We start from the raw sequence: 20625 nt of genomic DNA, 5'->3' as shown, positions 1-20625 counted from the left end.
GTCGACATACTGACTCGGCTTCGAGTCCGGCGCCCCACCCGCGTCCAGCGCGGGCGAACGAGACCTCCGGCCGGGTAGGAACGCCCGGTCGGAGTCGCCATCCCTCCGTCCGGGTTCGCATGTCGGACGAGAGGTGCACACGGTGGGAACCGCCCTGATCGCGCTGCTGAGCGCGTTCGCCCTGGTGTTCGTGGTCGAACTGCCGGACAAGACCATGGTCGCCACGCTCATCCTCACCACCCGCTATCGCGCGTGGCCGGTCTTCGTCGGCGTGACCGCCGCGTTCGCCGTGCAGGTGGTGATCGCCGCCGCGTTCGGCGGCGTGCTGACCCTGCTGCCCGACCGCGTGGTCGCGGGCGTCGTCGCCCTGCTGTTCGGCGTCGGCGCGTTCCTCCTGCTCAAGGAGGGGTTCAGCAAGGACGACGAGGACGAGGACACGGCCGCGACGAACGGGCCCGCGACCTTCACCCGGATCGCGCTGACCTCGTTCGGCGTCCTCTTCGCCGCCGAGTGGGGCGACGCGTCGCAGATCGCCACCGCGGGCCTGAGCGCGAAGTACGCCGCGCCCGTGTGGGTCGCCATCGGCTCGTTCCTGGCGCTGGTGACCGTCGCGGGCATCGCCGTGCTGGTCGGCAGCAAGATCGCCGACCGGCTGCGACCGAAGCTGATCCAGCGGGTCGCGGGCGTGGTGTTCGCCGGGTTCGCGCTGTTCGCGCTCTACCAGGCGATCACCGCAGCGCCATAGCGATCGCGGCCGCCGCGGCCACCACGCGCGGGCCGACGAGGTCGGGGTCCAGCGGCTCGAAGGTCACCACGCCGACGCTGGCCCGCAGCCCGGGCACCCCGCGCACGGGCGCGGCCACGCCGTGCGCGCTGGGCTGCAGCTCGCCCACGGTGGTCACCCACTGCGGGCCCTCGTTGCGCAGGCCGATCGCCTTGCCCGCCGCGCCCTTGTGCAGGGCGTGGCGGGTCCCGACGCGGTAGGCGACGTGGTAGGCCGTCCACGACGGCTCCACCACCGCCACGGCCTGCGCCTCGTCGCCGTCGGCCACGGTCAGGTGCGCGGTCGCGCCGACGCCCTCGGCCAGCTCCCGCAGCGCGGGCAGCGCTGCCACCCGCAGCTGCGGGGCGACCTTCGCGGCGAGCTGGAGCAGGCCGAGGCCGAGGCGGACCCTGGAGCCCTCCCGGCGCACCAGGCCGCGGGTCTGCAGCGGCACCAGCAGCCGGTAGACCGCGGCCCGGCTGGCGCCGATGGCCATGGCGAGGTCGCTGATCGTCGGCGCCTCGGTGTCGGCGTCGGCCACGGCCTGCAGCAGCGCAAGGCCGCGGTCGAGCGTCAGCGAGCTCTCCTTGCCCGCCGGGTTCGACGGGCGCGGCGCCGACGACCGGATGCCGGGCACGTTAACCAGCCGCCACGACGGTGCCGGTGACCTCGGACAGGCCGACGACGGAGCCGTCGGGCCCGGGGGCGGTCGCCCTGATCGTCACCGTGTCGCCGTCCTCGAGGAACGTGCGCTTGTCCCCGCCGACCGCGACCGGCTCGGTGCCGTTCCAGCTCAGCTCCAGGAACGAGCCCCGCTGGTCCTTCTCCGGGCCGGAGACGGTGCCCGAGGCGAACAGGTCGCCCGGGCGCACGGTCGCGCCGTTGACGGTCATGTGGGCCAGCTGCTGGGCGAAGGAGTACGCCATCGTGCGGAACGGCGGCCGGGACACGACCGTGCCGTTCCAGACCACCTCGATGGCGATGTCCAGGCCCCACGGCTGGTCCTCGACCAGGTAGTCCAGCAGCTTCCCGGACGCGTTCACCGGCACCCGCGCCGCGGCGAAGGCCTCGAGCGGGGTGATCCACGCGCCGACGGACGTGGCGAACGACTTGCCGAGGAACGGGCCGAGCGGCACGTACTCCCAGGCCTGGATGTCGCGCGCGGACCAGTCGTTGACCGTGACCAGGCCGAAGACGTGGTCGGGCGCGGCGCCCGTGGACACCCGGCCCGCGACCGGGCCGCCGCAGACGAAGCCGATCTCGGCCTCGATGTCCAGCCGCACGCTGGGGCCGAACACCGGCCCGTCCTCCCCGGCGCGCTGGCCGTGCGGGCGCACGATGTCGGTGCCGGAGACGTAGACCGTGCCCGCGCGGCCGTGGTAGCCGACCGGCAGGTGCGTCCAGTTCGGCAGCAGCGGCTCGGCGTTCGGCCGGAACATCCGGCCGACGTTCTCGGCGTGGTCGCGCGAGGAGTAGAAGTCCACGTAGTCGGCGACGGTGAAGGGCATCCGCGCGGTGTCGACCGGCACCAGGGCGGCGCCCTCCGGCGCGGTCCCGGCCGTCACCAGCTCACGGACCCGGGCGCGCACGCGCTTCCACTCGGCCGGGCCCGCCGCCAGGATGGCGTCGAGGTTCGGCGCGGTCAGCAGCGGGCGCAGGTCGTCGTCGAAGGCCGCGGCCAGCGGGCCGAGCGGCAGGGCGCGGTCGCCCACCCGCACGGCGACGCCCTCGGCGACCACGCCGTAGGGCAGCGTCTGCGGGCCGAACGGCTTGTCGGCGGCGAACGCGGGGTCGTCGATCCAGCTCGTCACAGCAGGCCCAGCCCTTCCAGGTCCTCGATCGGCTCAGACAGCGAACACGAGCCGTACGAGCCGAACACCGCCCGCACCGCGTGCGCCGCCTGGTCGGACAGCGCGGCGGCCTCCTCGGCCAGCTTCGCGCCGTCGGTCTCGCTCAGCGCCTCCCGCACGTCGCCGCCGGAGAGCAGCCGGGCGGTGGCGATCAGCAGGTTGAGGAAGCCGTGATGGGTGAAGCCCGTGGCGTCCTCGGTGTGCCGCACGGCGTTGTGCAGGCCCGCCGTCGCCTTGAACGAGGCCTCGCCAGCGCCGATCACCGCCAGGAAGTCGGCGACCTCGTCCACGCTGGGGAACGCCTCGCGGCTCAGCCCGCCGCAGCGGATCTTCGGCCAGCTGCCGTGCTCCACCACCCTGCGGATGCCGTCGAGCCACTCCGGGCCGCCGCGGCGCGGCTCGACCACCCGGATGACGTCCTCGGGCACGAACTCGTTCACCCGCTCCAGCCACACGTCGTCGACGTCGGCGGGGGCGGGCATCTCGACCATGCGCAGCGCCAGCAGCTCGGCGCGCGACTCCACGATCGACAGGGCCTTGGGCACCCCGCCCAGACCGGTGTCGATGACCAGCGACAGCGCCACGGGCTTGACCGGCTTCGCCTTGATCAGCTCGGTGATCAGCTCGGGCAGTCGCGAGGCCGGGCAGAGGAACACGCCCATCAGCGCGGCGTGCTCGCCCTCCCGTCCTCCCAGGTGCAGGCGCACCGCGTCGGGCATCGCCGCGCTGCCCGGTGGGAACAGGGCGGCGTCGTCCACCAGCCGCGTGAACAGGGGCGGGATGCCACGAGGACCGGGCGCAGGGAGAGGAACGGCACTTGACACGCCTGACACGCTAATAGCGTACCGGCAACTGAACAAAGATGTCCGCACAACGGACACTGTGGGGACACCCGGAGGAGCCATGCCCTACTACCGCCAGGTCGGTGAGATTCCGCCGAAAAGGCACACCCAGTTCCGCTCTCCGGAGGGACGGCTCTACGCCGAGGAGCTGATGGGGGTGGAGGGCTTCTCGTCGGACTCGGCGCTGCTCTACCACCGCCACCTGCCGACGGCGATCGTCGACGCGCAGGTCGTCGAGGACTTCCGCGGCCCGCTGACGCCGAACCACCCGCTCAAGCCCCGGCACTTCCGCACCCAGGACCTGAAGTTCACCGCCGACGCCGACGCCGTGTCCGGCAGGCGGACGCTGTTCGGCAACGCCGACGTGGTGATCGGCTTCGTCGTGGCGACCCAGCCGAGCCCGCTCTACCGCAACGCGGTCGGCGACGAGCTGTTCTACGTCCAGGGCGGCTCCGGCACGATCGAGACGATCTACGGCGCGCTGCGCGTCGCCGACGGCGACTACGTCGTCCTGCCGACCTCCACCACCTACCGCGTGGTGCCGGACGGCGAGCTGCGGCTCTACATCATCGAGGCGTCCGGACACGTGGGCCCGCCGCGGCGGTACCTGTCGACCAAGGGCCAGTTCCTGGAGCACGCGCCGTACTGCGAGCGCGACCTGCGGGGCCCGTCGGAGCCGATGCTGGCCGACGGCGAGGACGTCGACGTGCTGGTCCGCCACCGCGCAGGCCTGACCCGCTACACCTACGCCAACCACCCGTTCGACGTGGTCGGCTGGGACGGCTGCCTGTACCCGTGGGTGTTCAACATCCGCGACTTCGAGCCGATCACCGGGCGCGTGCACCAGCCGCCGCCGGTGCACCAGACGTTCGAGGGGCCGAACTTCGTGGTGTGCTCGTTCGTCCCGCGCAAGGTCGACTACCACCCGCTGGCCGTCCCGGTGCCGTACAACCACGCGAACGTCGACTCCGACGAGCTGATGTTCTACGTCGGCGGCGACTACGAGGCCCGCAAGGGCTCGGGTATCGGCATCGGCTCGCTGTCGCTGCACCCCGGCGGGTTCACCCACGGCCCGCAGCCGGGCGCGGCCGAGGCGTCGCTGGGCGCGGAGCGCTTCGACGAGACCGCGGTCATGGTCGACACTTTCCGCCCGCTCGACCTCGGCGAGGCCGCCGTGGACAGCGAGGACCCGCGCTACGCGTGGTCGTGGAGCCGCCGCGGACCCGATTGGTCGTGAGGGTCGTCATCCCGGCCTCCCCGGACGCATACTGTCGCGGTACCCGGGGAGGCCGAGATGTCCAGCCACGCACGCGCACTGGCCGATCCATGGGGCCTGCTCCTGGCCGGGTGCGCCGCCGCGGTGGGCGTCGCCATCCACCTGCCCGCGGTGGCGACGGTGCTGGTCGGGGTGGCGGTGTGGGTGGGCCGCGCACTGGTCCCGTACCTGCTGGGCCGGATGGCCGACGATCCGGCGCCCCCGGATGTCGAGGCGGGCTCGCCGGAGGCCCTCTGGCTGGACCGCGCCATCGACGCCGAGGCCGACTTCGACTCCCTGGTCCTGGAAGGCCCCCTCCTGGCCGCCCGCGCCGCCGTTGAGGAGACCGTCACCGCCCTCTACGCCATAGCCGAGACCGCCACCGCCCTCCGCCGAGGCGGCGCCGACCCCACCGACGACCTGACCGTCCTGGAATGGGCGACCCGCGAACTCCAGGACGTCGTCTCCCACATCGCGGGACTGCCCACCCTGGAAGACGCAGGCGGTGGGGAGATCGCGGAACTGATCGCCCGGTTGGAAGAAACCCGCCAGACGGTCGTCGAGCCGTCCCAGGTGCCCTGAGCCCGCCTCACGCAGGCCGCCACTCCCCGCACCCGTCACTGCTGAACGCGTAGTCACTGCCGCGAATGGTCACCTGCACCCGCTTGGCCGAACCGATGAAGTTGTTGTCGATGATCTCGCCATTGCGGTCCTGCCGCTCCCAGTAGCAGTTCGCGGTGTCCCCCTCGATCGCGTAGGTACCGGGGGCGACCTCCTCCCCTACCCGATAGACGCCCGAGCCGAAGAGCCGCTTGGCCGCCCGCAGATCGGCGTCCTCCTTGCTCTTCTTGATCGCGGCCGTCACTTGTTTCGCGGCCGGGTGGTTCGGGCACAGCAGCAGCGCACCAGAGATCTCGGCCATCTCCTCGGGGGTGAAGGAGTCGTACGAGGACGAGTACTCGTAGTCCTCGCTCAGGGCGACGCACCGCTCATACAGCAAGTCCAAGTCTTCCGGCTGGTCGTAGCCCGCGGTCTTCAATGCCTTCTGCTCGGCGGCACCGAGAGGCGCCTCGTTCCGGCTCGCCGAACAGTCACTCCACCCCTGTTCCCAGATCGGCACGAAGTCCTTGGCGGTCGAGACCGTGTACAGGTTCTGGGTGCCACCCGCCAAGCACACGATCTGCACGGTCGGCTTCGAAGGGACCGTCGTGGTTGTGGTGGTCGTCGTGACCAGACTCGTCGTTGTCGTCGTGCTGGTTGTCGTCACCGGCACAAGCCCTTGCGCCGCGTCAGGGTCTGACGAGCAGCCGGAAACCGCGATGGACAGAAAGCAACCTGTCGTCAGGATCGTTCGCACGGATTTGTCCACTGGGATTCCTCTCGCCCGGCGCTGGCACGAGAGTGAGTCGAGCGGACTTGGCGCGCGTTACGCGTGAGCTCGATTGCGGAATCAGCGCTGGGCAGCGAGGAAGGGACAGCCGACCAGTTTGCGGAGTTCCAGGCCCAGTTCCTCGTTCGTGCGCACCGGCCGGGTGAAGGCGAGGCGGACGTCGTGGTCGGCGTGGGGGGATTCGACGCGGAGGCGGAGGCCGTAGCGGTCCAGGCCGAGGGGGCGGACGTGGCCGCCGCGCAGTTCATCGGGCAGGTGGCGGGTGAGGGCGCCGACGACGTCGGTGTGGGAGAGCTCGAGGTGGCGGAGCCAGGCGGCCTCGTGGGCGGCGAACGGGTCCGGGGTGGCGGTGGTGAAGGCGGACACCGGGATGAGGTGGGTGCCCTCGGCGTCGGCCAGGACCAGGGCGGCGGGGGCCAGGTGCAGGAGGGCGGCGCCGTGGCCGACGTCCAGCAGGCGCGGGTCGGGGCGCTGTTCGGCGATCGTCAAGGCGAGGGCGCGGGCCTCGTCATCGCTGATCGCGCGGAGCCAGCCGCTGATCCACAGCAGGCCGCGGACCGGCTCGCGGAGGGGGACGGGGGCGGCGTCGGTCAGTTCGACCATCGTGGCGAGCTCGCCGCGCGGGGCCTGCCACGCGGTGGCGACGACGGGGTGGTCGGCGGCGAGCAGCACGGAGACGCCGCCGTCGGGGTGGACGTGGTGCAGGACGGGGGTGATCCGCTCGTCGGACACCGACGGGGACAGCGTGGCGCGGCCGCCGATGGCGGCGATGGTGCGGGCCCGCTCCGCCGGGGACGGGGCGGGCGGACGCGGCGCGGTGGGGTCGGTCACCTGTCCACCTCCTACTTAGGTCACCCTAACTTGCTCGCGGGTCGGGTGGAAGACCGCTCCCCCGAAGTGGTTACGCTGCCGATCTGTTCGAGGGAGGACTTGTGAGCGAACCACCCGCGCGGCGGCCCCGCAAGCGCCGTCCCGGAACCCGCGAGGAGGGGCTGTGAGCGAGGTCCCCGCCGCCGAGCCGCCCACCGACGGCGTCGCGCTGGCCGACCCGGCGACCGCGCGGGCCCTGCGCGGGCTGCGGTTGCCGCTGGTCACGCTGCCGGTGGCGGCCGCGGTGTCCGGGGTCCCGGCGATCCTGCTCAGCGGGCTCGCCAGCGCCCTGCTGACGATCGCGGCGCTGGCGTTCGTGATCGGCACGCTGATCGTCATCGCCACGACCGGGTTCTGGATCGGCCCCGCGACCAAGCTGCTGCGCACGCGGCCGTGGCGGCCCGCGCGCGTCCGCGTGTACCGGGCGCTCAAGGGCCTGCCGCGCACGCCGCTGCGGCTGCGGGAGCCGGACGGCACTACCGTCGACCTGCTCGCCCCCGCCCTGTCCTGGTCGGCCCAGCAGGTGCTCGCGCGCACCGGGGCGGTCTGGATCGTCGGCCCGGACGAGCGCGGCTGGGCGGCCATCCGCTCCCCCGGGCTCGCGCTGCCCCTGGGCCAGGCCCGCGTCGCCGACATCGACGTCGGCGCGGGCTACCAGATCAGCCCCGTGCAGGCCAGCCCCAGGAGCGCGGCCACCGCCGCGGAGGACGCCGTGCTCGCCCGGGCGATCGCCGGGCCGCGCAGGCGCTCGCGGACCGACCTGGTGGCGCCAGCGCTGCTGCTGGCGTTCGCCGTGTTCGTGCTGGTCGACCTGCTGCGCCGGGGCGTGGCCGGACGTGCGGAGCTGCTGGTCGGCCTCATCGCGGCGACCGCGCTGATCGTGGGGCTGCTGGCCTGGCGCGTCCACCGCCTGCGGCACTGGGGCACCGTCCAACGCCTGCTGTCCGCTGGCCCGTGGACGCGCGTGCCTGCCACGCTCGCCGAGGACAGGGCGACAGCCGAGGTCAAGCTCCCCGACGGCCGCACCGCCACCGTCCGGTTCCACCGGCCGAGCCAGGCGCTGCTGGCCAACATCGCCGCGACCGGCCAGCTGTGGACCGCGGGCCCGCCCGCCGATGGCCCGGTCGCGGTCGGCCTGCCGGGCTACCCCTTCCTTGCCGTGGCGCGGATCGGATGAGCGCTCCGTCCGAGCGCGCGGTGATCCGGCTCGAGCTCGTCGTCGTCTTCGCGATGACGCTCGGGCTCGCCGGGCTGAGCAGCCTGCTGACCCTGATCGACGCCCTGCTGGCGCCCACCCCGATCAGCGACCAGACGATCGCCATCAACGTGCCGCTGGCCCGCGCGGGCGTCATCGACTTCCTCAAGCAGCTCATCGCCGTGATCAGGCTGCTGGCGTGGGGTGCGCTCGGCGCGTACCTGCTCTACCGGGCGGGCATGAAGCTGGCCGCCGTCGGCCTCGACGGCACGCGCAAGGGCCGCGACACCGCGCTCGGCGTGGGCCTCGCCGCGCTCATCGGGATCCCCGGGCTGGCGTTCTACCTGGCCGCGCACGCCGCGGGCATGAATCTGGCGGTGGCGCCGTCCACGCTGGACGACACCTGGTGGCGGCCGATCGCGCTGGTGCTGCTGGCCGTCGGCAACGCCTGGGCCGAGGAGGTCCTGGTCGTCGGCTACCTGATCACCCGGCTGCGGCACCTCGGCATGTCCGAGACCGCCGCGCTGCTGGTCTCGGCGGTCGTGCGCGGGTCGTACCACCTCTACCAGGGGTTCGGCGGCTTCGTGGGCAACGTCGTCATGGGGCTGGTGTTCGGGCGCGTGTGGCAGCGCACCAACCGGCTGTGGCCGCTGGTCATCGCGCACACGCTGCTGGACGTGGTCGCCTTCGTCGGTTACGCGCTGCTGCGCGACCGGGTCAGCTGGCTGCCCTAGTCGGGTCGGTGACCAGCATCGGGTCGCCGAGGTCGGCCAACGACCACCCGCCGTCGTGCAGCGCGGCCAGCTCGCCCGCGGTGATGCCCACGGCGGTCAGGAAGTCGACCCGGCCGTTGACGGTGTCCATCGGGTCCAGCTCGGGGTCGGGGGCGAAGGCGACGGCGGTCAGCCCGGTGCTCTCGGTCAGCGGCTGGCGCAGGTCGACGATGTGGCCGTCGGCGAGCAGGGCGCGCTGCTCGCGGACGAACCGGGCCAGGTGCTCCAGCAGGGAGAACGGCCAGCCGGGGGCGAGGTCCTGGCCGGGAAGGCGGCGCACGCGCATGGTCAGCTCGAAGCCCCAGCCGCTCCACCGCGGGTCGGAGTCGGCGTCCTTGGCCCACAGCTCGGTCAGGCCGTAGCTGACGTAGTGCCAGAAATCGTCGGTCGGGTACGCGCTGCACCCCTGCAACCCGCTGCCGAAGTGGACGCCGGGGGTGAAGCCGACGTGGCGGGGCTCGATCCCCGGGTAGAGGTCGGCCAGCGCCGCATCGATCGCGTCCCAGCCGGGCGCTTCATCGAGGTCGGTCATCCCCGCATTCTGCCCAATGCCGTTCCCGGCGTGTTCGCGCCCGTAGTGTGGCGTTTTGTCGCAGGTCGCGGTACCAATGGGGGCATGGCAGGCCTCGGCGAGTACCGCCGGAAGCGCAACGTCGGGCGCACCCCGGAGCCGATTCCCGCCGAGGACGCGCTGCCGAGGGGCCGCGACGACACGTTCGTCATCCAGGAGCACCACGCCCGCAGCCTGCACTGGGACGTCCGCTTGGAGCGCGACGGCGTGCTGGCCAGCTGGGCGGTGCCCAAGGGCCTGCCGCTCGACCCCGGCGACATCCGGCTCGCGGTGCGCACCGAGGACCACCCGATGGAGTACGCGACCTTCGAGGGCGAGATCCCCAAGGGCGAGTACGGCGGCGGGACCATGACCATCTGGGACCGCGGCCGCTACGAGACGCTCAAGTGGAGCGAGCGCGAGGTGGCCGTCGTCTTCCACGGCGCCCGCGCCCAGGGCCGGTACACGTTCTTCCGGGGCGGCAAGTCCGACAAGAACTGGATGGTCAAACGCTCCGAGCCCGCGCCGCCCGGCTGGACCCCGCTGCCCGAGGCGATCGAGCCCATGCTGGCCACCGCGGGCCCGCTGCCGCCGACGGACGACGACGACCTGTGGGCGTACGAGTTCAAATGGGACGGTGTGCGCGGGCTGGCCCGGTGCGAGGGCGGCAGGCTGACGCTGCTCTCCCGGCTCGGCAACGACATCACCTCGCACTACCCCGAGCTGCGGGTGATGGCCGAGGAGATGGGCTCGACCGAGGTGTGGCTGGACGGCGAGATCGTCGTGCTGGACAACGGCCGCCCGTCCTTCCACGCCCTGCAGAAGCGCATGCACATCAGCGACGAGCGCATGGCGCGCCGGTGGGCGACCGAACTGCCCGCGACCTACATCGTGTTCGACGTGCTGCACCTCGACGGCCACTCGACGCTGACGCTGCCCTTCCACGAGCGGCGCGCGCTGCTGGAGGCCATGGAGCTGCGCGGGCCGAGCTGGCTGACCTCGCCGAGCTACCCCGGCGAGGGCGCCGCGGTGGTGGAGGCGGCGAGCGAGCGGGGGCTGGAGGGCGTGGTCGCCAAGCGGCTCACCTCGCGGTACCTGCCGGGGCGGCGGTCCCCGGACTGGATCAAGATCGCGAACGTGCGGGCGCTGGAGGTCATCGTCGGCGGCTGGCGCCCGGGCGAGGGCAAGCGGTCGGACGTGTTCGGCTCGCTCATGCTGGGCGTGCCCAGCGACGACGGCCTGCGCTACGTCGGCCAGGTAGGCACGGGGTTCAGCGAGGAGATCCTGCGCCTGATCATGGATCGGCTGCGGCAGACGGCGCGCAAGAAGTCCCCCTTCTGCAACGAGGTGCCCAGGGACAAGGCCAAGGGCGCGCACTGGGTGGAGCCGACGATGGTCGGCGAGATCGTGTTCCGGAACTGGACCGGAGACGGCAAGCTGCGCGCCGCGGCCTGGCGCGGCCTGCGCGACGACAAGCGCCCCGACGACGTCGAGAGGTGGGCCCCGGATGCCCCGTGAGGTGCTGGTCGACGTGCAGGGACGGCGGATGCGGCTGTCCAACCTGGAGAAGGTGCTCTACCCGGAGGACGGCTTCACCAAGGGCGAGGTGATCAACTACTACAGCCGGGTCGCGCCGGTGCTGCTGCCGCACCTTGCCGAGCGCCCGGTCACCTTCCGCCGCTTTCCCGACGGGGTGGGCAAACCCGGGTTCTTCGACAAGAACGCCTCCCGGCACGCCCCGGACTGGATCCGCACGGTGACGATCGCGACGCCGGGCAGCAGCACGGGCGCGGAGACGCTGGACTTCGCCGTGCTCGGCGACCTGCCGTCGGTGGTGTGGGCGGCGAACATGGCGGGCCTGGAGCTGCACATTCCACAGTGGAAGGTCCAGGACGACGGCGCCAAGCGCTGTCCGGACCGCCTGGTGTTCGACCTCGACCCCGGCGAGCCCGCGACCGTCGTCGAGTGCTGCGCGGTGGCGCTGCGGCTGCGCGACGTGCTGACCGAGGCAGGCATGACGCCGGTCGCGAAGACCAGCGGCAACAAGGGGATGCAGGTCTACGCCGCGATCCGCACCGACGACGCCGAGCGCCCGTCGGAGTACGCCAAGGCGCTGGCCGAGGAGTTCGAGCGGGAGACGCCCCGGCTCGTGGTCTCCCGGATGGCGCGGAACCTGCGGCCGGGCAAGGTGTTCATCGACTGGAGCCAGAACAACCCGCAGAAGACGACGGTCGCGCCGTACTCGCTGCGCGCCCGCCGCGACCCGACCGTGTCCACGCCGCTGACCTGGGACGAGGTCGCCGCGTGCCGGAAGCCCTCCGACCTGGTCTTCACCGCGGGCGACGTGCTCGACCGCGTCGACGAGCACGGCGACCTGTTCGCGCCGCTGCTCACGGCGGGGCCCGCGTTATAGGTCCAGGGGCGCCGAGCCGAAGGCGACGTTGAACCGGTCGCACCAGACGACGACGCTGCGCAGGCCGGTCAGGTCGGCGTCGGCGGGGATGACGTAGTTCTGGTTGCCGTCGGTGGCCTTCATCGTGCCGAGCCTGACGTAGCGGCCGTCGTCGTACTTGCCCCACTCGCCGCCCGCGGTGGCGTCGCTGAGCCAGATGTGCACGTCCGGGCCGTCGGAGGTGGAGAAGCCCTCCAGGCGCAGCAGGCGGGCCCCGTCCTGCTCCAGCACCCGCGCGGTCCCCCTGGTCTCGTGCTCCTGGCTGACGAACGCGCCCTCGGCCAGCACGACGGGACCGGGCTTCGGGGCAGTCGTGCTGGTCGGGTCCACGGCCGTGCCGGTCGCCTCGACGGGCGCGAATCCCGCGGGCAGGGCCTCGTCGACCTGGCTGCGGGTGAACACCTTCCACGGCTGGAAAGCCCACAATCCGACGGCCGCGACCACCACGACGAACGCCAGCGCCGCCCAGGTCACCTTCTTGCGCAACAAACCGCGCATGGATCTCGCCTTCCGCTTAACGAACCCGCCACGACCGTGGCTGTTTCCGGCTTCTTTCTCCAGTTTGCCCGGTCGGCAGCAGCATTTCCCTTACCGACTGGTTACGCTGCCGAACGTGACCGACCTTCCCGTGCCCGACGCCGAGCAGGCCGCTCCCGCCCCCCGCGTGGACAGCGAGGTGGGCCAGCTGCGCACCGTCCTGCTGCACCGGCCCGGCAACGAGCTCAAGCGGCTCACGCCGCGCAACAACGACCAGCTGCTGTTCGACAGCATCCCGTGGGTCGACCGCGCCCAGGACGAGCACGACGCGTTCGCCGAGGTGCTGACCGGGCGCGGGGTCGAGGTCATGCTGCTCTCCGACGCGCTGGTCGCCGCGCTGGCCGACGAGCGCGCGCACGCGGCGGCGTCGGCGACGGCGGTCGACCGCAGGCGCATCGGCAACGAGCTGGCCGACGCGCTCGCCGGGTACCTCGCCACGGTCGACGCCAAGGGCCTGGCCGACGTGCTCATGGCCGGGATGACCTTCGAGGAGCTGCCCGCCGCCGAGGGCGCGTCGCTGGTGCGCAAGATGCACCACCCGCACGACTTCGTCGTCGACCCGCTGCCCAACCTGCTGTTCACCCGCGACTCGTCGGTGTGGATCGGCGACCGGGTGGCCATCGCGTCGCTGGCGCTGCCCGCGCGCTCGCGGGAGACCGCGCTGCTGGACCTGGTCTACGCCTACCACCCGCGCTTCCGGGCAGCGGGCCGCGCCTACGGGGCCAGCTCCGCCCCGGTCGAGGGCGGCGACGTGCTGCTGCTCGCGCCGGGCGTGATCGCCATCGGCGTCGGCGAGCGCACCACGCCCGCGGGCGCGGAGTCGCTGGCCCGCTCCGCGTTCGCCGACGGGCTCGCGCACACCGTGCTGGCGGTGCCGATCGCGCAGGACCGGGCGACGATGCACCTGGACACCGTCTGCACGATGGTCGACCGCGACGCCGTGGTGATGTACCCGGCCGTGCGGGACACCCTGACCGCGTACACGATGCGGATGGTCGACGGCGCGGTGGCCGTGGACGGGCCCGCGCCGTTCCTGGACGCGGCGGCCGCGGCGATGGGGATCGACCGGCTGCGGGTCATCGACACCGGACTCGACCCGGTCACCGCCGAGCGCGAGCAGTGGGACGACGGCAACAACACCCTGGCCGTCGCGCCCGGGGTGGTCGTCGCCTACGAGCGCAACGTGGAGACCAACTCCCGGCTGGAGGACGCGGGCATCGAGGTCCTGCGGATCAGCGGCTCGGAGCTGGGCACCGGCCGCGGGGGCCCGCGGTGCATGTCCTGCCCGATCCACCGCGACGTCCTCTAGGCCAGCAGCCACCGCACGGCCAGGAACGCGACCGTGCCGAACACGACGAGCAGGGCGACCAGCACACCGGCCGCCCACCGATCACGCGGCGTCATGGGACACCGCACGCGTGAGCCGCACACCAACCTCCCGGGAAACCGGCCTGATCTTGTCACCGCGCTTCGGCGAGCGGGAACCGGCCCCGGTTCCCGCGCCGGGAATCGGGGCAGGCCACACCCGGATAGGGATTAGGGATGCCTTGCCTCAATAGGCGTTCACATAGGCTTCCCTAATGTGACACACAATTCCGGGAAATGCGACGGCGATGATCGCGGAAACGTCGATTCGGACGTATTCTGGATGACATGACCACGAAGTTCCATCGGCTGCTGCAGGCCCAGATCCGCAACGAGTTCACCGCCTCCCAGCAGTACGTGGCGCTGGCCGTCTGGTTCGACAGCCAGGACCTGCCCCGACTGGCCCGGCACTTCTACCGCCAGTCGCTGGAGGAGCGCAATCACGCGATGATGATCGTGCAGTACCTCATCGACCAGGACATCCCGGTGACCATTCCGGGGGTGGACGAGGTGCGCAACGAGTTCAGCGAGCCCGCCGAGTTGGTCGCGCTGGCGCTGCAGCAGGAGCGCGGCGTCACCGACGACGTCATCGCCCTGGCCAAGGTCGCCCGCGACGAGGACGACTACGCGGGCGAGCAGTTCATGCAGTGGTTCCTCAAGGAGCAGGTCGAGGAGGTCGCGCAGATGACCACGCTGCTCAACGTCGTCAAGCGCGCCGAGGGCAACCTGTTCCACGTGGAGGACTACCTCGCCCGTGAGCACGTCGGCGACGCGGGCGACGACCCGCTGGCGCCGCGTGCCGCCGGTGGCGCGGTCTGAGACCGGGAGACGAAGCGGGCGGCCCCCTGAAGGGGTCGCCCGCTTCCGTCATCGATCCGCGAGCGCGGCGGGCAGGGTGAAGGTGCCGTCCGGGTTGGGCGGGAAGTCGTGCGCCGCGACGACAGCGGCCGCCGGGATCGGGCCGTACACGTGCGGGAACCACGGACCGCCCGGCACCGGCGGCGATCCCGGCTCCCAGCGCACCGCGGCGCCGACCCGCGTGGGGTCGATCTCCAGCAGCACGAGGTCCGTCCTGCCCGCGAACAGCCGGTTCGCGGGCATGTGCACGGTGCCGGGGTCGGAGCAGTGGACGAAGCCCTCGGTCGCCAGGCTCGCGGGCCGCACCTCCGGCGCGGGCCACTCGGCGCGCGGCAGGATGTGCAGGATCATCGGATCGTGATCTGCCTGCCGAGCAGGCCGTCGCGGGCCCGGCGTTCGGTGCCGGTCAGCGGCTCGTCGTCCAGGGAGGCCAGCGCGGCGTCCACGCGGGCACCGAGTTCGGCGGCCGGGGCGGTCCACTCGCGAGCGTGCTGCTCCGGGTCGAGGTCCCACACCGGCACCAGCAGCCCGTGCGCCCGGAACGACCCGGCGTAGCGGGAGCCCTCGCCCAGCGACAGCTCGCCGCGCGCGTGCAGGCGGGCCATGGCGGCCAGCAGCCGCTCCTCGGGCTCGGGCCGGACCCAGCGCAGGTGCGCCTTCTCGCCAGCGTCGACCCAGTAGGCCGCCGGGCCGATCCGCTCGGTAGGCATGATCGCCTGGTTGGCCCGCTCCAGCGACAGCGCGACGTCGCCGCTGGGCTCGCTGCCCTCCGGCAGCCACCAGCCGAAGTCGGCGTGCACCTCGACGGGCAGCTCCGCCGCGGTGTCGACGAGGTCCTGCAGCCGCTCCGGGTCGGGGCCGGGGTCGGACTCCGGGCCGACCACCGGGAGCACGTCGCCCGCCTTGGCCTCGAGCAGCCAGGTCAGGGCCCTGGCCAGGTCGCGGCTGATGTCGTTGGACCGGGTCTGCACCTGCAGCCCGAGGAACGCCACGCCGTCGGCGCGGACCAGGGCGGCCGCGGCCATGGGCAGCACGGTCGCCAGGGTGACCTCGCGGTCGTCCTTGAGCGCCAGCCTGGCCGTGCCCGACGGGACGAACTCGCGCAGCGCCACCAGCTCGCACTCGAACGCCAGGCCGTCGAACGGCCGCGCGACCGGCACGTCGACCACGCCGCCGGACGAGCCGTGGCAGGCCTTGTAGCGCTTGCCGGAGCCGCAGGGGCAGGGCTGCCTCGGGTTGACGCCCGAGGAGTCGGAATCCTTGACCTTGCGCGTGTTCTTCACCGCGGATCGCCTGGACACGGGGCACTCCTCGTCGAGACCGGGACAGCTGCGCGGCCGACGCTACCGAATCAGCCCGCGCCGAGGACGGCTCGGGTGGCGGCGGGGGCGTTGGTGGCCAGCCACCGGACCCCGATGTTGGCGCACAGCATCACGTCGTCCGGCTCGTCGACGGTCCAGCAGTAGGTGGCGTGCCCGTGGTCGGCGGCCCTGGCGACGTAGTCGGGATCGCGGCGCAGCAGGCCGATGGCAGGCCCGGTGTGGTCGGCCCACGGCGGCAGCGTGCCGTCGCGCAGGGTCGGCCAGAGCTGGGTCACCAGCAGGACGGTGGGCAGCCGGGGCGCGGCGGCGCGCACCCGCCGCACGGCCAGCGTGGAGAACGACATCACCACGACCGGAGAGTCCTCCTTGGCCGCGGGCTCGGCCAGGCCGTGCCGCGCCAGCAGCGCCACCAGCTTCGTCTCGACCAGTCCGCCGTAGCGCACCGGGTGCTTGGTCTCGATGAACAGCCGCGAGCCGTGGTCCTTGGCCAGGCCGAGCAGCGCGTCCAGGGTGAGCACGCCGATCTCCCCGCCGTAGTCCAGCATCGCCAGGTCGGCGAGGGACAGGGTGCTGACGACACCGCGGGAGTTGGTGGTGCGGTCGACGCGGCGGTCGTGCACGCAGACGAGGTGGCCGTCGCGGGTCAGGCGGACGTCGCACTCCAGCGCGTCGGCCCCCTGGGCGAGCGCGAGGTCGTAGGCGGCGAGGGTGTGCTCGGCCGCGTGCGCGGACGCCCCTCGGTGGGCGACGACGGCGGGCTGCACGGGCGGAGATTAGCGTGGCCCCATGACGTTCGACCCCACCGACGCCGCTTTCATCGCCGACCCCTACCCGGTGTTCGCCCGGCTGCGGGCCGTCGCGGACGTGCACGAGAACCCGGCGCTCGGCCTGCCCGTCGCGGTCTCGCACGCGGCGTGCTCGGCCATCCTGCGCCACCGCGGCCTGGGTCGGGTGTGGACGGACGCGCGGCCGGTCGAGGCGTTCGCGGACTTCAACCTGCTGCACCGCAACTCCCTGCTGGAGAACGAGCCGCCCACGCACACCCGGCTGCGGCGGCTGGTGTCGGCGGCGTTCGGGCGCGGGCACACCGAGCGGCTGCGGCCGTGGGTGGAGTCGGTGGCCGGGGAGCTGGTGGCGCGCCTGGCGTCGGCGATCGCCGCCGACGGCTCGGCCGACCTGCTGGCGCACGTGGCCGGGCCGCTGCCGGTGGAGGTGATCGCCGAACTGCTGGGCGTGCCCGCCGCCGATCGCGGCCTGTTGCAGCCGTGGTCCAACGCGATCGTGAAGATGTACGAGTACGGCCTGCCCGAGGAGAGCGCGGCGGCGGCCGAGCGGGCGGCGGGCGAGTTCGTCGCCTACCTGCGCGACCTGGCCGCCCACCGCCGCCGCAACCCCGGCGATGACCTCATCACCGACCTGGTGGCGGTGCGCGACGGCTCGGACCGGCTGAGCGAGGACGAACTCGTGGCCACCGCCGTCCTGCTGCTCATGGCGGGGCACGAGGCGACGGTCAACGTGATCGGCAACGGCGTGCACGCGCTGCTGACCCAGCGCTCGGAGTGGGAGCGCCTGTCGCCGGAACTGCTGCCCACCGCCGTCGAGGAGCTGATCCGCTACGACGCGCCGCTGCAACTGTTCGAGCGGACCGCCACCGAACCGGTGGAGATCGCCGGTCACCGCGTCGAGCCGGGTACCAAGATCGCCGCGCTGCTGGGCGCGGCCGCCCGCGATCCCGAGGTGTTCGCCGACCCCGACCGGCTGGACATCGGCCGCACGCCGAACGCGCACCTGGGCTTCGGGGCGGGCATCCACTACTGCGTGGGCGCGCCGCTGGCCCGCGTGGAGATCGCCGCCGCCCTGCGCGCGCTCGCCGAGCGGCTGCCCGGCCTGCGGCTCGCGGGCGGGCCCGTCCGGCGGCCGGAGTTCGTCATCCGGGGCTGGGCGAGCCTGCCGGTCACCGTCGACTGAGATCTCGCCACTGCATGCAGCGGATGGGCCCGCTTCGCCGTTGAGGGGTGCAATCACAGGCGCGGATCGGAGTGGCCTATGGAGTTCGCCGAGTACGTGGTCCTGCAGCGCCCCGCGTTGATGCGGTTCGCGACAGTGCTGACCGGTCAGCCGTGGCTCGCCGACGACGTGGTGAGCGACGTGCTGGGCCGCGCGTACGAGCGGTGGGACCGGATCTCGCGGCTGGCCGAGCCGCACGCCTACGTCCGCAGGATGGTCGTCAACGACTACCTGTCCTGGCGGCGTCGGCTCATGCGGACCATCCCGCGGGCCGACGTGGAGCCGCACCTGACCGGATTGGGCGACGGCGCGCAGGAGCGCGCCGAGCGGGACGCGATGATCCAGCGCCTCGCGGGACTGCCGCGCAAGCAGCGCACGGCGGTGGTGCTGCGCTACTACGCGGGCCTGCCCGACGCCGAGATCGCCGAGCAGCTCGGGTGCCGGGAGTCCACCGTGCGCAGCCAGATCGCCCGGGCCTTGGCGGCCCTGCGGATCACCATGACCAATCCCCCTCTCGTGGAGATGCGATGACCGACCTCCGTGCCCTCACCGACGCCTTCGCCGAACTGGAGCGGCGCGCCGACGCCGCCGTGCCCGTCGAGTCGCGCCTGCGTCCGTCGGAGCGGCCGCGGTCGCGGCTGATGCCGGTGGCCGCCGGTGTCGCCGTGCTGGCGGGCGTCGCGGTCGCCGCCGCGGTGCTGCTGCCGGGCCGCGCCGCCGAGCCGGTCGCCCCCGCGCAGGCCCCGACCACGACCACCACCGAGGCGCAGGCGCCCGCCCCGCTGCCGGCCAGCCACGAGGAGCTGTCCGACCGGTTCCGCGCGGTGCTCGCCGGGTCAGCCACCTTCACGGTGACCGACACCGGCGCGGCGAAGACGATCACCGCCCCGGACAAGTCCGGCGGGGAGCCCGTGGTGACCGACAACGGGGCCGCCATCGTCGGCACGCTGACCGCCGGCGGCGTCACCGGCGGCTTCGACCTGGGGATGTACCGGGACGCACAGGCCGCCGACGTCGACTGGTGCGCCTCGCACGAGGCGTGCGCCGTGACCGTCCTCCCCGACGGCTCGAAGCTGACCATGGGCGAGTTCCACCACGGCGGCGCGACCCCGGAGGGCGTCACCTACATGGCCCTGCGCGTCCGCCCGGACGGCGTCGTCATCGACATGCACGTCAGCAACGCGGAGTCGCCCAAGGGCAACAGCGGTCTGCTCGGCGCGACTCCCCCGCTCACGCGCGACCAGCTGCGGGAGATCATCTCCTCCGACCTTTGGTGAACGCGGGCACGACATCGGCGGAAGCCTCGGCTTCCGCCGATTCCGCGTGCCTACCGGCGGGCGGTCGCGGGCCGCTCGCGCCTGCCCGGGTCCGGGGCGCCCGCGACGCGGAGCAGCCGCAGGCGGGGGACCGCGGCCGGGTCGACCGGCACCAGCAGGCCGGTCAGCCGGGCCACCACCAGCGCCGTCATGACCGCCGTCGCGGCCGCGGCCAGGTCGGAGGCCGCCGTCAGCAGCACGCCGTCGGCCTGGGCCTGCACGCCGGAGCGGAAGCGCCACAGGATCGCCGCCGCGAACAGCACCCCGCACAGCGTCAGCACGAGCCACCACGCGCGCAGCAGCGGGGTGGGACGCGGTCGGTCGCCGGCGGGCCGGGACAGGGCCGCGTGTTCCAGCTCGGCCATCACCGAGCCCGCGACGGCCAGGTTGACGCCCGGGACCACCAGGCTGGGCAGCAGCTGCCAGTCCGGGCGCGCGGGGAGGTAACCGGCCTGCTCGCCCGCGGCGCGGCGGGCGGCGAAGGCCCACCACAGCGTCGTCGCCACGGCCCACAGGCCGCAGATCACGGCCAGCGTCGCGCTCGTCACGACCAGCGTGTCCGACAGGACGACCGTGTCCCGGTCCAGCGCGCTCGTGCGCGCCCGCACCAGCAGCGCGTACCGGAACACCTCCGCGCCCGCGGCCAGCAGCGACAGCAGCCCCAGCGTCCACAGCGCGGTCATGGCGAGAGTGGCCCGGGTGCGGACGCGGACCGGCGGCGACGGCGCGTCGCCGACGCCCGGGATCAGCGTCGGGCGGCGCCAGGCCAGCGCGGGGAAGCCCCAGCGGGGGGCCGAGCGGTAGGCGGGCGGGCCCAGGTAGCGCACCCGGCGCGGCGGGCGCGGGACGGGATAGGCGCCGGGCGGCGGGGTGGCCTCCCAGCGCAGCGGCGGCAGCGGGCGCCGCACCTAGACGACCTCGGGCGGGGCCCCGGTCTCGGCCGCCATCGGCCTGCCGCCCGCGGCCCAGGACTGCATGCCGCCCTCGACGTTGACGGCGTCCCAGCCGTTGGCGTTGAGGTAGGCCGTCACGCGGGCCGAGCGGCCGCCGGAGCGGCAGATGACGTGCAGCGGGGCGTCCGGCAGCTCGTCCAGCCTGCCCGCCAGCTCGCCCATCGGGATGTGGAGGGCGCCCGGGGCGTGCCCGGCGTCCCACTCGTCCTGCTCGCGGACGTCGAGCAGGGTGGCGTCCGACGGGATCTCCGAGGCTGCGACACCTGGCACGTTCATCACGCATCGATGCTGCCACGCCGCCCTGTAGCGCGCGGGTGAAGGGGGACG

24 protein-coding genes are annotated in these 20625 nt (G+C 73.2%); 12 read left to right on the top strand and 12 right to left on the bottom strand.

Annotation, left to right across the window (positions count from 1 at the left end):
* Positions 1-154 precede the first annotated feature (154 nt).
* Positions 155-745 carry a TMEM165/GDT1 family protein gene (locus Actkin_RS00595; RefSeq protein WP_258908085.1) on the top strand — a complete coding sequence of 197 codons (591 nt, stop codon included), beginning with the start codon at positions 155-157 and terminating at the stop codon, positions 743-745.
* Here the strand turns inward: Actkin_RS00595 and Actkin_RS00590 are convergent.
* The 3 genes from Actkin_RS00590 to Actkin_RS00580 are packed head-to-tail and all read right to left on the bottom strand — an operon-like array spanning position 729 to position 3437.
* Positions 729-1400 (bottom strand): helix-turn-helix domain-containing protein, encoded by a 672-nt coding sequence (locus tag Actkin_RS00590; RefSeq protein ID WP_189208922.1) that lies wholly within the window; start codon positions 1398-1400, stop codon positions 729-731. The genes Actkin_RS00595 and Actkin_RS00590 overlap by 17 nt on opposite strands.
* Position 1401: 1 nt before the next feature.
* Positions 1402-2574 carry a fumarylacetoacetate hydrolase family protein gene (locus tag Actkin_RS00585; protein ID WP_258905445.1) on the bottom strand — a complete coding sequence of 391 codons (1173 nt, stop codon included), beginning with the start codon at positions 2572-2574 and terminating at the stop codon, positions 1402-1404.
* On the bottom strand, positions 2571-3437 hold the full coding sequence (locus Actkin_RS00580) for a hypothetical protein (RefSeq protein WP_373292314.1): 867 nt from the start codon (positions 3435-3437) through the stop codon (positions 2571-2573). Before Actkin_RS00580 ends, Actkin_RS00585 begins: the two co-directional genes overlap by 4 nt.
* A 79-nt stretch (positions 3438-3516) precedes the next feature.
* Here Actkin_RS00580 and Actkin_RS00575 point away from each other — a divergent pair, with 79 nt between their 5' ends.
* A complete protein-coding gene (locus Actkin_RS00575; protein ID WP_189208924.1) occupies positions 3517-4692 on the top strand; it encodes a homogentisate 1,2-dioxygenase in 1176 nt (391 codons plus the stop codon).
* Between the two features lie 57 nt (positions 4693-4749).
* The gene (locus Actkin_RS00570; RefSeq protein WP_189208925.1) at positions 4750-5292 is read left to right on the top strand and encodes a hypothetical protein; all 543 of its coding nucleotides are present in this window, start codon (positions 4750-4752) and stop codon (positions 5290-5292) included.
* A 7-nt stretch (positions 5293-5299) separates the two neighbouring features.
* On the opposite strand, the gene Actkin_RS00565 is transcribed toward Actkin_RS00570, so the two are convergent.
* Both Actkin_RS00565 and Actkin_RS00560 read right to left on the bottom strand, forming a co-directional pair.
* Positions 5300-6079 carry an Rv1352/Rv1906c domain-containing protein gene (locus Actkin_RS00565; protein WP_258905441.1) on the bottom strand — a complete coding sequence of 260 codons (780 nt, stop codon included), beginning with the start codon at positions 6077-6079 and terminating at the stop codon, positions 5300-5302.
* Positions 6080-6160: 81 nt separating this feature from the next.
* Complete coding sequence (locus tag Actkin_RS00560) at positions 6161-6931, bottom strand: DUF2470 domain-containing protein (RefSeq protein WP_258905440.1); 771 nt, start codon at positions 6929-6931, stop codon at positions 6161-6163.
* A gap of 163 nt (positions 6932-7094) precedes the next feature.
* Between Actkin_RS00560 and Actkin_RS00555 the strand changes: the two genes are divergently transcribed.
* Positions 7095-8147: a hypothetical protein gene (locus tag Actkin_RS00555; protein ID WP_258905439.1), complete on the top strand. Its 1053-nt coding sequence runs from the start codon at positions 7095-7097 to the stop codon at positions 8145-8147.
* Complete coding sequence (locus tag Actkin_RS00550; protein WP_189208929.1) at positions 8144-8899, top strand: CPBP family intramembrane glutamic endopeptidase; 756 nt, start codon at positions 8144-8146, stop codon at positions 8897-8899. The genes Actkin_RS00555 and Actkin_RS00550 overlap by 4 nt, the downstream gene beginning before the upstream one ends.
* Here the strand turns inward: Actkin_RS00550 and Actkin_RS00545 are convergent.
* Entirely contained in the window at positions 8883-9470 is a 588-nt protein-coding gene (locus Actkin_RS00545) for a suppressor of fused domain protein (protein ID WP_189208930.1), read from the bottom strand. The two genes, Actkin_RS00550 and Actkin_RS00545, sit on opposite strands and share 17 nt — an antisense overlap.
* An 84-nt stretch (positions 9471-9554) precedes the next feature.
* Here Actkin_RS00545 and ligD (Actkin_RS00540) point away from each other — a divergent pair, with 84 nt between their 5' ends.
* Complete coding sequence (gene ligD / locus Actkin_RS00540; protein WP_258905438.1) at positions 9555-11006, top strand: non-homologous end-joining DNA ligase; 1452 nt, start codon at positions 9555-9557, stop codon at positions 11004-11006.
* Positions 10996-11901 (top strand): non-homologous end-joining DNA ligase, encoded by a 906-nt coding sequence (gene ligD, locus Actkin_RS00535; RefSeq protein ID WP_258905437.1) that lies wholly within the window; start codon positions 10996-10998, stop codon positions 11899-11901. Before ligD (Actkin_RS00540) ends, ligD (Actkin_RS00535) begins: the two co-directional genes overlap by 11 nt.
* Here ligD (Actkin_RS00535) and Actkin_RS00530 read toward each other — a convergent pair.
* Positions 11896-12438, bottom strand: a complete 543-nt coding sequence (locus Actkin_RS00530) for a DM13 domain-containing protein (RefSeq protein WP_258905436.1) — start codon at positions 12436-12438, stop codon at positions 11896-11898. The two genes, ligD (Actkin_RS00535) and Actkin_RS00530, sit on opposite strands and share 6 nt — an antisense overlap.
* A 166-nt stretch (positions 12439-12604) precedes the next feature.
* Between Actkin_RS00530 and Actkin_RS00525 the strand changes: the two genes are divergently transcribed.
* Complete coding sequence (locus Actkin_RS00525) at positions 12605-13786, top strand: arginine deiminase (protein ID WP_189210052.1); 1182 nt, start codon at positions 12605-12607, stop codon at positions 13784-13786.
* A 344-nt stretch (positions 13787-14130) separates the two neighbouring features.
* Entirely contained in the window at positions 14131-14661 is a 531-nt protein-coding gene (locus Actkin_RS00520; protein ID WP_189208934.1) for a ferritin, read from the top strand.
* Between the two features lie 48 nt (positions 14662-14709).
* Here the strand turns inward: Actkin_RS00520 and Actkin_RS00515 are convergent, their stop codons facing one another.
* Genes Actkin_RS00515 through Actkin_RS00505 form a run of 3 tightly spaced genes read right to left on the bottom strand, consistent with a single transcriptional unit; the run spans position 14710 to position 16786 of the window.
* Positions 14710-15051, bottom strand: coding sequence for a DUF952 domain-containing protein (locus Actkin_RS00515; RefSeq protein ID WP_189208935.1), 342 nt, complete (start codon positions 15049-15051; stop codon positions 14710-14712).
* On the bottom strand, positions 15048-16001 hold the full coding sequence (locus tag Actkin_RS00510; protein WP_258905435.1) for a DUF5926 family protein: 954 nt from the start codon (positions 15999-16001) through the stop codon (positions 15048-15050). The genes Actkin_RS00515 and Actkin_RS00510 overlap by 4 nt, the downstream gene beginning before the upstream one ends.
* Before the next feature lie 50 nt (positions 16002-16051).
* A complete protein-coding gene (locus tag Actkin_RS00505; RefSeq protein WP_258905434.1) occupies positions 16052-16786 on the bottom strand; it encodes a glycerophosphodiester phosphodiesterase in 735 nt (244 codons plus the stop codon).
* 22 nt (positions 16787-16808) lie between these two features.
* Here Actkin_RS00505 and Actkin_RS00500 point away from each other — a divergent pair, with 22 nt between their 5' ends.
* The 3 genes from Actkin_RS00500 (at position 16809) to Actkin_RS00490 (ending at position 19306) form a co-directional block, all read left to right on the top strand.
* A complete protein-coding gene (locus Actkin_RS00500; protein WP_258905433.1) occupies positions 16809-17990 on the top strand; it encodes a cytochrome P450 in 1182 nt (393 codons plus the stop codon).
* Positions 17991-18068: 78 nt separating this feature from the next.
* Positions 18069-18560, top strand: a complete 492-nt coding sequence (locus Actkin_RS00495; protein ID WP_258905432.1) for a SigE family RNA polymerase sigma factor — start codon at positions 18069-18071, stop codon at positions 18558-18560.
* Positions 18557-19306: a hypothetical protein gene (locus Actkin_RS00490; protein ID WP_258905431.1), complete on the top strand. Its 750-nt coding sequence runs from the start codon at positions 18557-18559 to the stop codon at positions 19304-19306. The genes Actkin_RS00495 and Actkin_RS00490 overlap by 4 nt, the downstream gene beginning before the upstream one ends.
* A gap of 50 nt (positions 19307-19356) precedes the next feature.
* Here the strand turns inward: Actkin_RS00490 and Actkin_RS00485 are convergent, their stop codons facing one another.
* Together Actkin_RS00485 and Actkin_RS00480 are read right to left on the bottom strand one after the other, a co-directional pair.
* Positions 19357-20253: a DUF4328 domain-containing protein gene (locus Actkin_RS00485; protein WP_258905430.1), complete on the bottom strand. Its 897-nt coding sequence runs from the start codon at positions 20251-20253 to the stop codon at positions 19357-19359.
* On the bottom strand, positions 20254-20574 hold the full coding sequence (locus tag Actkin_RS00480) for a rhodanese-like domain-containing protein (protein ID WP_189208942.1): 321 nt from the start codon (positions 20572-20574) through the stop codon (positions 20254-20256). It lies immediately after the preceding gene.
* Between the last annotated feature and the right edge of the window lie 51 nt (positions 20575-20625).

The organism is Actinokineospora sp. UTMC 2448, from assembly GCF_024760565.1.
Classification (GTDB): Bacteria; Actinomycetota; Actinomycetes; order Mycobacteriales; family Pseudonocardiaceae; genus Actinokineospora; species Actinokineospora fastidiosa.
Note: the sequence above shows the minus strand (reverse complement) of the source record. Positions and strands in the feature narration are given on the sequence as shown.

What these genes read in the sequence shown, in the direction of transcription:
- Actkin_RS00545 (WP_189208930.1), bottom strand. Translation starts at nt 9,470, where the DNA reads ATGACCGACCTCGATGAAGCGCCCGGCTGGGACGCGATCGATGCGGCG.
- Actkin_RS00495 (WP_258905432.1), top strand. Translation starts at nt 18,069, where the DNA reads ATGGAGTTCGCCGAGTACGTGGTCCTGCAGCGCCCCGCGTTGATGCGG.
- Actkin_RS00490 (WP_258905431.1), top strand. Translation starts at nt 18,557, where the DNA reads ATGACCGACCTCCGTGCCCTCACCGACGCCTTCGCCGAACTGGAGCGG.
- Actkin_RS00515 (WP_189208935.1), bottom strand. Translation starts at nt 15,051, where the DNA reads ATGATCCTGCACATCCTGCCGCGCGCCGAGTGGCCCGCGCCGGAGGTG.
- Actkin_RS00500 (WP_258905433.1), top strand. Translation starts at nt 16,809, where the DNA reads ATGACGTTCGACCCCACCGACGCCGCTTTCATCGCCGACCCCTACCCG.
- Actkin_RS00575 (WP_189208924.1), top strand. Translation starts at nt 3,517, where the DNA reads ATGCCCTACTACCGCCAGGTCGGTGAGATTCCGCCGAAAAGGCACACC.
- ligD (WP_258905438.1), top strand. Translation starts at nt 9,555, where the DNA reads ATGGCAGGCCTCGGCGAGTACCGCCGGAAGCGCAACGTCGGGCGCACC.
- Actkin_RS00570 (WP_189208925.1), top strand. Translation starts at nt 4,750, where the DNA reads ATGTCCAGCCACGCACGCGCACTGGCCGATCCATGGGGCCTGCTCCTG.
- Actkin_RS00520 (WP_189208934.1), top strand. Translation starts at nt 14,131, where the DNA reads ATGACCACGAAGTTCCATCGGCTGCTGCAGGCCCAGATCCGCAACGAG.
- Actkin_RS00530 (WP_258905436.1), bottom strand. Translation starts at nt 12,438, where the DNA reads ATGCGCGGTTTGTTGCGCAAGAAGGTGACCTGGGCGGCGCTGGCGTTC.
- Actkin_RS00480 (WP_189208942.1), bottom strand. Translation starts at nt 20,574, where the DNA reads ATGAACGTGCCAGGTGTCGCAGCCTCGGAGATCCCGTCGGACGCCACC.
- Actkin_RS00550 (WP_189208929.1), top strand. Translation starts at nt 8,144, where the DNA reads ATGAGCGCTCCGTCCGAGCGCGCGGTGATCCGGCTCGAGCTCGTCGTC.
- ligD (WP_258905437.1), top strand. Translation starts at nt 10,996, where the DNA reads ATGCCCCGTGAGGTGCTGGTCGACGTGCAGGGACGGCGGATGCGGCTG.